This is a genomic window from Mesorhizobium calcicola, assembly GCF_042682105.1.
Lineage (GTDB): Bacteria > Pseudomonadota > Alphaproteobacteria > Rhizobiales > Rhizobiaceae > Mesorhizobium > Mesorhizobium calcicola.
Genome location: NZ_JBHUGY010000080.1, coordinates 144,200 through 156,238, shown reverse-complemented (window position 1 = coordinate 156,238; position 12,039 = coordinate 144,200). Strand labels below are relative to the sequence as shown.

General features: G+C 61.2%; 14 protein-coding genes. 5 read left to right on the top strand and 9 right to left on the bottom strand.

Annotated elements, in window-relative coordinates:
- Positions 1-310: 310 nt before the first annotated feature.
- The 9 genes from ACFSQT_RS39190 to ACFSQT_RS39150 form a co-directional block, all read right to left on the bottom strand.
- Complete coding sequence (locus ACFSQT_RS39190; RefSeq protein WP_379027349.1) at positions 311-1,756, bottom strand: adenylate/guanylate cyclase domain-containing protein; 1,446 nt, start codon at positions 1,754-1,756, stop codon at positions 311-313.
- A 253-nt stretch (positions 1,757-2,009) separates the two neighbouring features.
- Positions 2,010-2,819, bottom strand: coding sequence for a DUF2182 domain-containing protein (locus ACFSQT_RS39185; RefSeq protein ID WP_379027347.1), 810 nt, complete (start codon positions 2,817-2,819; stop codon positions 2,010-2,012).
- A 60-nt stretch (positions 2,820-2,879) separates the two neighbouring features.
- The gene (locus ACFSQT_RS39180) at positions 2,880-3,518 is read right to left on the bottom strand and encodes a DUF1326 domain-containing protein (protein ID WP_379018816.1); all 639 of its coding nucleotides are present in this window, start codon (positions 3,516-3,518) and stop codon (positions 2,880-2,882) included.
- Between the two features lie 145 nt (positions 3,519-3,663).
- The gene (locus ACFSQT_RS39175) at positions 3,664-3,801 is read right to left on the bottom strand and encodes a hypothetical protein (RefSeq protein WP_379027346.1); all 138 of its coding nucleotides are present in this window, start codon (positions 3,799-3,801) and stop codon (positions 3,664-3,666) included.
- Positions 3,802-4,145: 344 nt separating this feature from the next.
- On the bottom strand, positions 4,146-4,622 hold the full coding sequence (locus ACFSQT_RS39170; RefSeq protein WP_379027344.1) for a DoxX family protein: 477 nt from the start codon (positions 4,620-4,622) through the stop codon (positions 4,146-4,148).
- Positions 4,623-4,633: 11 nt separating this feature from the next.
- Complete coding sequence (locus ACFSQT_RS39165) at positions 4,634-5,419, bottom strand: HvfC/BufC family peptide modification chaperone (protein ID WP_379027342.1); 786 nt, start codon at positions 5,417-5,419, stop codon at positions 4,634-4,636.
- Positions 5,406-6,431 carry an MNIO family bufferin maturase gene (bufB, locus tag ACFSQT_RS39160; protein WP_379027340.1) on the bottom strand — a complete coding sequence of 342 codons (1,026 nt, stop codon included), beginning with the start codon at positions 6,429-6,431 and terminating at the stop codon, positions 5,406-5,408. Before bufB ends, ACFSQT_RS39165 begins: the two co-directional genes overlap by 14 nt.
- Positions 6,432-6,472: 41 nt before the next feature.
- The gene (locus ACFSQT_RS39155; RefSeq protein WP_379027338.1) at positions 6,473-6,742 is read right to left on the bottom strand and encodes a BufA1 family periplasmic bufferin-type metallophore; all 270 of its coding nucleotides are present in this window, start codon (positions 6,740-6,742) and stop codon (positions 6,473-6,475) included.
- A gap of 230 nt (positions 6,743-6,972) precedes the next feature.
- The gene (locus ACFSQT_RS39150; RefSeq protein ID WP_379027336.1) at positions 6,973-7,830 is read right to left on the bottom strand and encodes a patatin-like phospholipase family protein; all 858 of its coding nucleotides are present in this window, start codon (positions 7,828-7,830) and stop codon (positions 6,973-6,975) included.
- Positions 7,831-8,024: 194 nt separating this feature from the next.
- Here ACFSQT_RS39150 and ACFSQT_RS39145 point away from each other — a divergent pair, with 194 nt between their 5' ends.
- From ACFSQT_RS39145 to ACFSQT_RS39125, 5 genes are all read left to right on the top strand, one after another.
- The gene (locus ACFSQT_RS39145; RefSeq protein ID WP_379027334.1) at positions 8,025-8,333 is read left to right on the top strand and encodes a hypothetical protein; all 309 of its coding nucleotides are present in this window, start codon (positions 8,025-8,027) and stop codon (positions 8,331-8,333) included.
- Between the two features lie 224 nt (positions 8,334-8,557).
- The gene (locus tag ACFSQT_RS39140) at positions 8,558-9,472 is read left to right on the top strand and encodes a LysR family transcriptional regulator (RefSeq protein ID WP_379027332.1); all 915 of its coding nucleotides are present in this window, start codon (positions 8,558-8,560) and stop codon (positions 9,470-9,472) included.
- 194 nt (positions 9,473-9,666) lie between these two features.
- Positions 9,667-10,149, top strand: coding sequence for a cupin domain-containing protein (locus ACFSQT_RS39135; RefSeq protein WP_379027330.1), 483 nt, complete (start codon positions 9,667-9,669; stop codon positions 10,147-10,149).
- 92 nt (positions 10,150-10,241) lie between these two features.
- The gene (locus ACFSQT_RS39130) at positions 10,242-11,444 is read left to right on the top strand and encodes an MFS transporter (RefSeq protein WP_379027328.1); all 1,203 of its coding nucleotides are present in this window, start codon (positions 10,242-10,244) and stop codon (positions 11,442-11,444) included.
- Between the two features lie 98 nt (positions 11,445-11,542).
- Positions 11,543-12,007: a DUF302 domain-containing protein gene (locus ACFSQT_RS39125; protein WP_379027326.1), complete on the top strand. Its 465-nt coding sequence runs from the start codon at positions 11,543-11,545 to the stop codon at positions 12,005-12,007.
- Positions 12,008-12,039 lie beyond the last annotated feature (32 nt).

Below are 12,039 nucleotides of genomic sequence, written 5' to 3'. Positions count from 1 at the left end.
GCGCAAGTTCCGCGCGGGTTTTCAACGAACCTAGCGACGCGGCGGGCCTGTTGTGCCGCGGATCACCAGTTCGACCGGCATGATACCGCTGATCCTACGATCGTAGGTTAGCGGGCGCGGCGACGGGAGGTCATTTTATCGGACGTCACAATGTTACAAAATGCCTGGTAAGTGTTTGATATTATTAATATCATCCAGAGTTCAATCCTCGCGCAGCACCAGCCTATCCATTGAATTGCTCAAGACCTTGACGGACGCCCTGAGTTCCAGTTTCCAGGAGGTGCGAAATGGCGTTGGCACGCAATCGTGTCTATCCCCGCATAATGCGATAGACAGTTGCATCACCCTCCACACCTCGAAGAGGTGCGTCAAAAGCCACGACACGATGGCCGGCAAGCATTTCGCGAACCCCGGGCGCAGAATAGAGCGCCTCAGAAATGCAGACCTGTCCGGCTTCTGCCAAGGACTGCACGCGCGCGGCGACATTCACGGTCTGGCCGAAGTAGTCGAGGTTGTCGTTGAGCGTCACGGCAATCGATGGTCCACAGTGGGCACCGATCTTGAGGATGATCCCCGGCCCGTCATGGTCGCCGTTGAAGCGATCGATTTCTTCAAAAATGTGGAGTGCAGCCGAAATCGCATCCGACGGCTGCGAGAACACAGCCATCACCGCATCCCCAATCGTCTTGACCACCGCTCCGGAATGTTGCTGAACCGCCGCGTTGACCAGAGCGAAATGCTCGCGGACCAAAGCATAGGCGTTGAGGTCGCCCAGGCGCTCATACATGGCGGTCGAGCCCTTGAGGTCGGTGAACAGGAAGGTGATCTGCCGGATGCCAAGCCCCTCCTTCTCGTCGACACGCTCGGACCGGAAGAGTTGGCGGAAGGTTTGCCGCGCAAGCAGCGCTCCACCCGAAACATAAGGGTCGAAATCGAGCGCCGGCTTGGTCGTCAGCGCGACAAGCTCGGGCGGCCAGTTGATGACAAGCAACGAACCTCGCACTGGCCCTCTATTCGCTACCTCGATGACAATCGGACCAGGTGGCACAGTGGGCAACGCCGGCAAGAAACGCTTGCCGTCATAATCGATCTTCAGAAGCGTCGGCTCCAACACCGGATCGCCTGATATTGGCACAGCGAACGCGGCCTGCGTCTGGACGTTGACGCCCGAAAGGGCGCCCGGTCCCAGGTCGGCGCGGAGCACTGTGGTGGTGCCAGGCGGCAGAAACGTCATGCCCCGAACGAAGCCGCGCAGGACGTCAAGAAAGCGAACGTCTTGCCCCGGCAGCCGCCCGTCATGTCCGAAGTGGAGCTTCCAGTGAAAATCCTCGACTGGGAGCGTCTCTGGATCGTGATATGGCAGGCGCCGCAACTTCGGCGATACCGAGAAGGTGACCTCGATGAAGTCGTCGAGGTCGGTTTCGCCCGATACGTCACACAGGCCACAGACGTAGTGGGTCTTCAGCGTGCGCAGGGCGCCGAAACTATCGAGCACCATCCCGGACTGGGGACACAGCACATCCCAGCTCATGTCGAACAAGCCACAGCGGGCGGCATGAAGGAAGAGGTCAATTGCTTCAGGCTCGGCGATTGCGCGGTCGCGAGCAAAGCTCAGCGGATTAACGCGATAGAGTGAGTGGTCGTCAGCGCTCTTGATCAGCGTCTCGAATTTCGAGATGACGCGTGGGCTCCAGGCTCGCGCCTGCTCCACCTTGGTCATCTTGCTTTCGAGAAGACGATCGTCGACTACCGTCACATCGGATCCTCAACCTTGCCTCGCGACAGGCTACCAAAGAACCAGCGCGGTGCGAATGGACTGAATTTCCTTTGTTGGCACGCGGCGCGCTGGAGCAGACGCGCCGAAACGTCCGCATCGGATGTGCGCCGTGACAACCGGCACGTCGGGAGTCACGCTCATGCTGACCCAGTCGAAGTCGACACCTAGGGTGACGGTCGCGCACGCCATGCGATTGCTGGGCGCGGTTTGGCAGGAATGGAAGCGAAAGCCGCTAGCCGCTTATCCAAGGCATCTCGATCGCCCCGAACGATACGACGATGCCGAGGGCCACAAGCGCAATGCCCAAAGCACCTTCGAAGCGTCGGCCACGCTGCATCAGCTTCTCGACGAAGACGATCAGTGTCAAAAGCAGCATCCAGGCGAGGCTCATGACGCCCGCTGCGACCAGCACTGCGAACAGAGCCCAGCAGCAACCGAAGCAATACAGCCCGTGGCGCAGCCCCATCTCGAGCGCGCCAACCCGCCCGTCGCGCCAGTGCTGCGCAACGAAAGCGAGCGGCGAACGGCAATGGCTGAGGCAAATGTGCTTGAGGGTCGTGAATTGGTAGAGTCCGGCGACGCCAAGCGTGACACCGAGCGCGAGCGGCGCCCATTTCGAACGCTGAGGTGGATCGAGGCTCGTCGCAAACTCGCTGCCGAGCTGGACCAGAACATACACGAGAAGGCCCGCCGCCACCCAGACCAGCATGTAGCCGGCGACGAAGATCCACGTCGGGACGGCCACCTGCCGTCCGCGCCTAGCCTGCGCCGCCGCGAACATAAAGATCATGGGTGCCGCGGCCGGCAGCATCATAGCCGCCATCATCACAGTCCATACAGCGAGAAAGGCGGCGATGCCGGCGAGTGACCAGCCGTCGGCCGCAATTCCGGCCATCGCCATGCCGGCCATGCCTTCCATACCCTCCATCCCGCCGCGCACCGCAATGCCCATGGGCATATCCATGCTGAAGGTCTGGTAGAGGGTGAGCGCCCACGCCGCCACTGTGAGCACGACGAGCGATGCGAGAAGGCCGAGCGGCATGCCACGCAAATTCCGGAGCCGCCACGATTTCCTGGGGAACGCGTCGGGCATCGGCACGCTCTAGTTGGGGCCGGTCCAGTCGAATGGAATGTGCTTGCTCGAGCGGGCCGTGCCCGTCCAGTCTAGCCCGAAGCCCTTGGTGCTGACTTCGACAGAACGCCCCCAGGTGGCAACCTGGCCCGGGCCGACCTCCGAGCCGGGCGGGTTGATCGTCTGCACCCGCTTGCCGGGCGGTGTTGTGGGACCGGAAAGCGCTTCCGCGCGGCCGACGACGAGGCCAGGAATTTCGACCCGCCAGGTGGCCAGGTCGCCCGCCACCTCGAAAGTGATTGGCACGAACTCCATGCCACGCATCTCGCCGACATTGGCGGCAAAGCCCGCCGGCCAGCCGCCGGCGTGGCCGCCGAAGATCGCCTGCAGGGCTTCGCGCTGCGACTCATTCGCCTTCTCGTCGAGGTACATGCCCATCACGGCCTTTGCCTCGCCGGCCCATAGATTGCCTTCGAACTCGCCGAGCGCCACCAGCGTCAGGCCGTCGAGCTTCACGTCGCCATACTGACCCTCGCGCACATGCCAGGCAAGCACGCCCTGGCAGTGATTGCCGGTTGGCCGCTGGGCGAACTCGCACGGGCAAGGGATGTCGCAACTGCAGATGTCGAACCAGTCGCCCGCGAGGCGCCATTGAGGCACTGCGTCCATGGCTCTTTCCTCCCGAAATTCAGGGCCATTTATACGTCGAAGGCCGGGCGCACTCCAGTAGTTCGCGCGTCGCTCGGTGATTTTGATGGACGAGCCCCCACGTTAGTGGTCGAGCGGTGCACACCAAGCCCGGAGATGGGTCACTTCAGGTCCCGATGTCGGCGACGACCGTTCCGGAGACAGGATCGGTGACGCCGAGGTCGCCGCCGAGATCCTCAAGCATGTCGCGCATCGTATCCAAAAGGCCAATCATCTGCGGCCGCGCCGCAGCGAGGTTGTCCATGTCGTTCCATTCACCGACGACAGAAGGTCCGGCCGCCGGTCTTGATCAGTGCGGCCTTTCGGAAGCCCTTGACGTCGAGGCTCTGAAGCGAATCCGTCGAAGGCTGCCGCATTCGCCTCCTCAGCCTATTGTCGGTAGTAGTTCCCGTCGCGCACGGTCGTGAAGTTGCGGCGATCCGACACCGGATTGAAGCCCATAGCTTAAAGATCGGAGATAACGACCTGATGCCCTGACGAAGACAGCGCCCCCTGTGCTGCGCGTGTCAGGGCGCCGTTGAAACTGTTGGGCTCGGGGTGGGCATGAACGATGAAGATGCGCACCGTAGTTCCTTCGGTTAGAATGTTTCACTTTCCAGATGCCGAAAAAGTCCGCTCGGCGACGTAGTCGAGCGAGAATGCGCCGGGGCCGCGTGTCAGCACGAGAAGTAGCAACGAGGCCCACAGAAGATGCTCGGCCCAATTCTCCGGGAATACGAAGATCTGGATTACCAACACGACACCCAGCAGCATCAGCGCGCCGAGACGCGAAAACAGCCCTAAGAAAATCAATACCGAGCCTGTAAGTTCGGCGGCAGTCGCCAGTGGCGCTGCGATCGACGGGTCGACGAACGGCAGATTGTATTCGTTGGCGAACAGCTGCAGTGTCACTGGCCAGGATGCCAGCTTGGTCTGCGCGGATTGCCAGAACACATGTGCGACCGCGACCCGGGCCGCGAGCTGGATCAGCGAGAATGGAATGCGTTCGGGCAACTTGATGATGCGCCTGTAGACGCCAACAAGGCCGCCTGGGCTAGTCGAGGAATGATCTGAAATTGCGGTCATGACTGTCTCCGTCAGTTTGAGGGGGAATTCGCGGCGACCCGCACGTCGGTGACGAGCCTGTCGCGGAACAGCCGCACAAGGGCTGAAACTAGGTCGAAGGCCGGGTCGAGCGCCAAGGCACGGCCAGTGGCATGCTCGAGGCCGAAACAGTGCTTCAGCGAATGCCAGAAGGCGAAGCTAGCGCGGTCGAGCAGAAAAAGCCGCACGTAGTTCCCCGATCGCCACAACGCCACGCGTTCGGGGCGTCTTGTCCAGGTGATGTTTTCGTCGACCGCCGTCTCCTGTTGATGCGCCATCCATACCGACAGGATCGACCAGTACGAGACGATCAGTCGCAGTGAGGGCTGGAGCAGGATATCCGGTGAGAGCCCAAGGTCGGTGTTGTCGTATTCTGCGAGGCTGCGGGGCGGCAGCGAAGCTGTATCGAGCGCCTCCGCTATGGCCCATTCGAGCCGCGCCGTTTCGGCGACGATCGGCATGTCGGACAGCGCGTCGATCGTCTTCAGGAAGCGCGGGAAGCCGGCTCCATAGCGCGAAAGACGCGATTCAACCGGCGGATACCGTCGAATGAACTCGCTCGCCACGTAACGGAAGAAGCGTTCGTCTATCAGGCGGACGGTGATGGGAAACACCGCCATCAGCGCCGCGGTGAGGGAACTGCGCGTGTTGTTTTGGTAGATGCGCAGGCGGGCCAGCGGATCGGCTTTGCCGGCGGTCAGCATTTTCGCGGAGACCATTGGTTCGATGGCAAGCACCGAGCGCGCAATGGTGGTCTGCAGGTTTTCAAGCGGCAACATCGTATCCTCCTTCCATTGGTGTCAACGCTACCGGTATGACTGCTCCGGCCTTGGCGGCAGCGAATGCTGCTAGCACTGGCATGCTGGTCCCCACGCTTTCGAAGGGGGTGAGGGACATCGGTCGGGATTTGGCTGCCTCGGCTTGTCTCGCAGCCTGCTTGCGGTTGAACATGATCGAAGCGGTGAGCATGTCGGCCCACATGGCTTCGCCAAGGAGCACATCGAGAACCGGGACATCGGTGTCCCATTCGATCAGCGTGGGGCGCGGTCCGAGCCGGCTTATGGCATGCTGATAGAGCGACCAGACTACCGGCGGCACGCGCGAGCCGTGGTCGTCGATGAGCACGGTGTCGGCTCCGACCTGATTGGTCGCATGCCCGGCAAGATGGATCTCGCCAATCGCTGCGGCCGGCAGCTCGTCGATGAATGCCTTTGCATCATATTGGAGGTTATGCGCCGAGACCTGGACGTTGTTTACGTCCAGAAGGAGACCGCAGCCGGTCCGCGCCACGAGTTCGGCCAGGAATTCTGCCTCGTTCATCGAGGAGTCCGCAAAGGCAAGGTAGGCGGACAGATTTTCGATCAGCACCTGCCGCTTTAGCGTCTCCTGGACGGTCGCGACATTGCGTGCCACGATCCCCAGCGCGTCTTCGTCATAGCGTAGTGGCAGCAAATCGTTCAGATAGGCACCGTCTGCGACACTCCAGGCAAGATGCTCGGAAACGAGATCGGGCTGGAATCGCTCACAGACCCTGCGCAGTCGCTCCAGATGATCACGGTCAACTCCTCCAGCGCTGCCCAGCGACAAACCAACGCCATGCACCGACAGCGGATAGGCTTGGCGCAGTCGTTCCAGCGCTTCGGCGGCGGCGCCGTCGCCCATGTAGTTTTCGGCATGAACTTCGAGCCAGCCTGCAGAAGGCCGCCGGGTCAGCATCTCGCCGATGTGGGGAGATCGCAGACCGATGCCCGCTGTGGCGGGGATCGCAAGATACTGAAATGCACGGGACATCGGTCGGCTCCTTCCAGGGTTGGCTCGAAGTTCTGGATCGCTCAGGCTTTCGACTTGTCGCTGCCGCCGGTGATCTTGGCGCAACTGCCGGCAGGCACGTAAAGCCAGGAATCCGGCTGGTTGTCCGCGGTGGAAGTGCCGGCGCAGGAATGCGTCGCGGTCTGGCAATCGTTCTGGCCAGCCTTGACGACGCCGTAGCACTTCTCGAACGAGAAGTTTGGCTGGGCGGCGGGACCGCTATAGGCGGCCGTAGCGGCGAGCGACGTGGCGGCTGCGAGAGCCGATCCGATGAGGGTTTTGGTGTTGATCACAGACGTGTCTCCTGGTTGCGTTCGAGGGAAAGACCGACCTTGCGGCCTGTCTGCAAGCAGTGTCCCCGATCAGCCGCCCAAGCTGAAATGCTGTCTCGGCATGGATTTGATACGCCGCCACTATGTTGGAGGAGCCCCAAGCAAAAAGCCCTCCGGCGGGGAAACCGGAGGGCTTGGCGCCTGCGTTCGTGAGCACCGCGAGCAGGCGCGGCCAGGCGGGAGGGAGGCGCCTAGACGTATCGGTTTTTGCTGTCGACGGCCGAGCGTTCGTCCACAAAAGGATGATTGACCACAAGCCAATCGTCGGCTCGTCCATGTCCTCGGTCACGCATTTCGGTCAGCTCGCCCCAGTCGGTCCAGGGCCTAGTGAACAGTGCTGCGCCAGCCCGATACTCACTGTCGAAGATGGTGTGCAGCGTCGGCTTCGGCGTGACGGGATTGGCTGTGAGGCAGCGATTCGCACATGGCGTGATGAACCCTGCGGGCTTGCCGGTGATGATCAGCCGCAGCCCAGCTTCGATCGACTGGCATCGTGGCAAAACCGAAATATCGCCATCGCCCCAATAGATTTCGCCGTCGATCTCCACCGCCGGGAAGCGGAATGGGATTGTGGCCGCTGCTAGGACCGCTTCGATCGACAATTGGTCGCTTGGGAACATCTTCACGGTGTCGTTGCGAGCATTCGAAACCAGGATATTCAATTTCACCGGGCAGTTTTTCTTGCGGATCTCCTCAATGTCGATTGATTGTTCCAAAATCGGCTTCAGGGGATTGGCGGTATCAGCCTTGAACATCGATGCGTGACTGACGCGTCGCCAGAAGTTGGTCAGGGCCGTCCGTGCGCCACGTCGACCGCCCAGGGCCAGCCCATAGGCCAGCACTGCCGCCTCCATCGCGCCGAACCCAGACGAGGTGATGCTGCCTATGGCAAGGTCGGGCTCATCCAGCAAGCGGTCGAACACACCCCAGATAAAAGCGCCGTGCGCATCGCTTGCCAGCACTATGTCGATGAGTTGGCTCTCTTCCATTGCAGGGCTTGCCTCAGCAATGATGGCCTCATTGGTTCCGATTCGAGTCTGGACGTGCATTTTCAGTCTCCTCCCAAAACGCCAGGGCGTCTTATGGAGAGACTGCCCGACCTGCCTTTTGTCGCGAAATGCCAAGGTGGCATGAAGTCCATAGGCAGATTGCATTGGCTGCAATTCCCAGCGCGGCAACCTTCGTCCAAGCAAGCAGGACAACGCGATCTTGCTCGCTCTGACACCGGCGCCAAGTCGGCGGGTTGGAAACCCTTCAGCGTCTAGAGGAGTGCATCATGAGAATTCGAACTGTCTGCCTGGGGGCGATTGCTCTCAGTCTCTTTGCCGGCGCGGCGGCCGCCGATCCGCTCAGTGATTTGGTGTCATTCCCGACTTTCTACACAGATGCCGGGATGAAAACGATGAAGCCGATGGCTGATTTCAAGAAGGCCTGGCTCGCAATGCCAAAGCGCGATCGGACTGCGATGAAGAAGGCGTGCAACGACCCGGCGATGAGCAAGGCGCATGCGCCGTTCTGCGCAAACGTGTTGGCGCTCGGCGGCGCCAACTGAGCTGCCCCCTGAGCTGTCTCAGTCATCCAGGGTCGACATGATGGCGAGCACCTTGCTCGCATCATCGTTTCTGGAGGATGCGCTCCAACCGATGTCCGCTGGCGCGATAAATGCCATGACGGGCCGCTATCGACTCTATAGCCGCCGTGCATTGGCACCGCGGAACGGTTTGCGGCAGGGTCATAGTCAGCAGATGCATCATATGCAGTCAAGGGACGAGCAGCATGGACATCCATCACATCCGCTACTTCCTTGCCGTGAGCGAGACGCGAAACTTCACGCGGGCCGGCGAAAAATGCAATGTCACCCAACCGGCGCTGTCGCGTGCAATTCAGCAGCTTGAGGACGAGGTCGGCGGCTTGCTGTTTCGCAGGGAACGAAACCTCACGCATCTTACTGATCTGGGTGTCCTGCTGCGCCCCCGTTTCCAGCAGATTCTCGACGAACTGACAGGCGTGCGGCAAGAGGCATCCAGGTTCCTGTGCCTGGAAAATGCGAACCTCAAGGTTGGCGTGATGTGCACCATCGGGCCGCGCCGGTTCACCGGCCTGCTGGCCGACTTCAACAGGCGCCAGCAAGGTATCCAGCTCCAGCTCGTGGAGGGTGTGCCGGCATCACTTTCCCAGCTGCTTGAATCTGGCGAGATCGACGTCGCCATCATGGCGTCAAGCGACAGTTTTCCGGACCGCTTCGATGTCACCCCGCTCTATCAGGAGCGGTTTGTGCTGGCGTTTCCCAACGGCCATCGACTGGCCCGCAACGACAATGTTGCCATTTCCGAGCTCGACGGCGAAAACTATCTGAGGCGCCTGAATTGCGAGTATCGCGATCATCTTGCCGGGCTCTGCAACGATCGCGGCGTCAAGCTCAGGATCTCCTACGCCAGCGAGCGCGAGGACTGGATCCAGAACATGGTTTCCGGAGGACTGGGCATCTGCTTCATCCCCGAGTTCAGCGCGGTGATCCCCGGCTTGCAGGTGCGACCGGTTATCGATCCCGAGGTCTGGCGGGAAGTGTCGCTGGTGGTCGTCGCAGGGCGCAGGTTCTCGCCGGCTGCCTCGGCCTTCGTCAGCAGTGTTAAGGCGCATGGGTGGACAACCAGCGCCATACCGCTGGCAATCCGCAAAACCGCTGCGTGAAATATAGCGGAAGTTTTTTACACTCGAGGCCCGTTGTCTCGTGGCTCCCTGACATGTCCGTGCGAATGATCCACGATAGTTTTCAGGTATCGAATTGAGAGCCAGGCAGCATTTCTCTTTCGTCCATGAGCCGGGCACTCTCCTTGTCATGCCCCGCCTCCCGCGTTTGGGCACCGACAAAGGAGAAATACGACATGGCTACCAAAAAACTCAACCTGACGTTTGCGCTGGGGCTGCTCTCGGCGACCGCAGCATTTTCCGTTGCGCCGGCCTTCGCCGGAGACTGCCCGGCCGGCCAGACCGCGACCACTGACATTCAGGAGCATCCCAGCAAGCCGGTTGGCGTGACCGACGATGTGCTTTCGGCAATCGATCTCAGCCCCAAGGGAGACGCCTGGAAAGGCAACATGCTGCGTCTTCGCAAGCTCGTCGTTCAGCCAGGCGGTGTCGTGCCGTGGCATGAGCACAACGTCCGCCCGGCCAACATCCTGGTCGTCGAGGGCTCGATCACCGAATATCGCAGCACCTGCAAGGTGGGGATCGAGCACCCGGCCGGCGACGTGACCGCCGAGTTCGGTCAGCTCGCCCACTGGTGGAAGAACAATGGCAAGGTTCCCGCGGTGCTCTATTCGGCCGACGTCCTGCCGCCGGCGATGCACGAAGATCATATGATGTAAGCTTCGTCTTTTGACGACGTCTTCCCTTAACCGACCATCGAAAGCGCGTCCTCGGGCAGCCGCCTGGGGACGTGTGGCCACGGAGCCCTGTCATGACGACCAGTGAATTGACTGAACCAACGCGGCTCCGAATGGTTGCTGCAGACAGCCGGCGCTTCGGCCTGATTGCACTCATCGCGTTCCTGACGCTTGTCGATCTCTTCGCCACCCAGGCCATACTTCCGTCGCTGGTCATCAAGTTCGGCGTCAGCCGCGCCACGATGGGCTTCGCGGTCAATGCCAGCACGTTCGGCATGGCCGTGGCTGGCATCGCGGTCGCGCTTTTCGGGCGCGGCATCGATCGCCGCAACGGCATCTGGATCAGCCTGGCCGTCCTGGCGATACCGACGACACTGCTTTCGCAGACCGACAACATAATCATGTTTGCCTTGTTGCGGGTCGCCCAGGGCCTGTGCATGTCAACCGCTTTTACGCTGACGATGGCTTATCTGGCCGAGCACTTTTCATCACGGCAAACGACCAGCGCGCTTGCGGCCTACGTGACCGGCAACGTCGCCAGCAATTTCTTCGGCAGACTTATGTCGGCCGCCGTCGCCGATACGTTCGGCATTTCCACCAACTTCCTGACGTTCGCCGCCCTCAATCTGATTGGCGCGGCTCTTGTATGGTTCACGCTGCAGAAGACATCCGCAATGATGCGCGCCGACGCGATGGGCGAGCCGGCCCGCGCGGCCTGGAAAGGCCCGCTGAAAGACGCCGAGCTGCGCGCCTGTTTCGCGATAGGCTTCCTGATCCTCTTTGTGTTCATAGGCACTTTTACCTATGTGAACTTCCAGCTCGTCGCCACTCCGCTATCGCTGTCGCCGATGGCACTGGGCCTGGTCTATTTCGTCTTTCTGCCCTCCATGCTGACCACGCCGCTGGCCGGGCGCGTTGCTGCCGGCCTGGGCCCCAGGGTGGGGATTGGCGCCACGCTTGCATTGGCAATTGCCGGCCTGTTTCTGCTGCTCACGACCAGCCTGCCGGTTGTTCTTCTTGGCATGGCGTTGATCGCCGTCGGCACATTCCTGGCGCAGGCGATAGCCACCGGCCACGTCAGCCGAACTGCATCGCGCGATCGCACTGCGGCAAGCGGCATTTACCTCGCATCCTACTATGCGGGCGGACTCGCGGGGAGTTTCGTGCTCGGCCAGATCTATGACCGGATTGGCTGGACCGCATGTGTGGCGGTGCTTGTCGCTGTGCTCGCCTGTGCGGTTGCTGTCGCGCAGGTGCTGAAGACGCCGACAGTCTGACCGGCACGAACGACGCGCCGAAGCAATTCGCGCCAACGCGCAAGGCGCAGTGAATTCCAATGACCAACTGAACGTCACAACAACCGAAGGAGACTGACATGACCATCTATCTGAAAACCCTGATTGCCGGCGCTGCCATGCTGGTCGCGATCGTCGTCCCTGCCGCCGCCTCGGATGGCGTCGTCACGGTGAAGAGTGACTACTCCGTCGCGGAAACTGTTGCCCGCATCAAGAAGGATGTCCTCAAGAAAGGCATCATGTTCTTCGGCGTCATCGACCAGGCGCAGCTTGGCAAGAAAGCAGGCAACGATGTCAAACCGTCGCGGCTGGTGATGTTCGGCAATCCGGCCCTCGGCACGACCTTCATCACGGCCAATCCTGAAGCCGGCCTCGACTGGCCGGTGCGCGTGCTGGTCTATCAGACGGCCGACGGCGGGGTTTATGCCGCCTATACCGATTTCGACTGGATCGCCAAGCGCCATGGCATTACGGATCGCGTCGCCCAGTTCAAGATGGCCACTGAGGTCATCCAGTCGGTGACATCGACGATCAAAAAGAACTAAGCGCCCGGGACCCAGCTGGTTTCAGGAGCGAG

Excerpts from the sequence above, each read along its gene's own strand:
- ACFSQT_RS39175 (WP_379027346.1), bottom strand. The coding sequence starts at position 3,801 with ATGGACAACCTCGCTGCGGCGCGGCCGCAGATGATTGGCCTTTTGGAT.
- ACFSQT_RS39170 (WP_379027344.1), bottom strand. The coding sequence starts at position 4,622 with ATGACCGCAATTTCAGATCATTCCTCGACTAGCCCAGGCGGCCTTGTT.
- bufB (WP_379027340.1), bottom strand. The coding sequence starts at position 6,431 with ATGTCCCGTGCATTTCAGTATCTTGCGATCCCCGCCACAGCGGGCATC.
- ACFSQT_RS39150 (WP_379027336.1), bottom strand. The coding sequence starts at position 7,830 with ATGCACGTCCAGACTCGAATCGGAACCAATGAGGCCATCATTGCTGAG.
- ACFSQT_RS39140 (WP_379027332.1), top strand. The coding sequence starts at position 8,558 with ATGGACATCCATCACATCCGCTACTTCCTTGCCGTGAGCGAGACGCGA.
- ACFSQT_RS39165 (WP_379027342.1), bottom strand. The coding sequence starts at position 5,419 with ATGTTGCCGCTTGAAAACCTGCAGACCACCATTGCGCGCTCGGTGCTT.
- ACFSQT_RS39135 (WP_379027330.1), top strand. The coding sequence starts at position 9,667 with ATGGCTACCAAAAAACTCAACCTGACGTTTGCGCTGGGGCTGCTCTCG.
- ACFSQT_RS39180 (WP_379018816.1), bottom strand. The coding sequence starts at position 3,518 with ATGGACGCAGTGCCTCAATGGCGCCTCGCGGGCGACTGGTTCGACATC.
- ACFSQT_RS39130 (WP_379027328.1), top strand. The coding sequence starts at position 10,242 with ATGACGACCAGTGAATTGACTGAACCAACGCGGCTCCGAATGGTTGCT.
- ACFSQT_RS39125 (WP_379027326.1), top strand. The coding sequence starts at position 11,543 with ATGACCATCTATCTGAAAACCCTGATTGCCGGCGCTGCCATGCTGGTC.
- ACFSQT_RS39185 (WP_379027347.1), bottom strand. The coding sequence starts at position 2,819 with ATGCCGCTCGGCCTTCTCGCATCGCTCGTCGTGCTCACAGTGGCGGCG.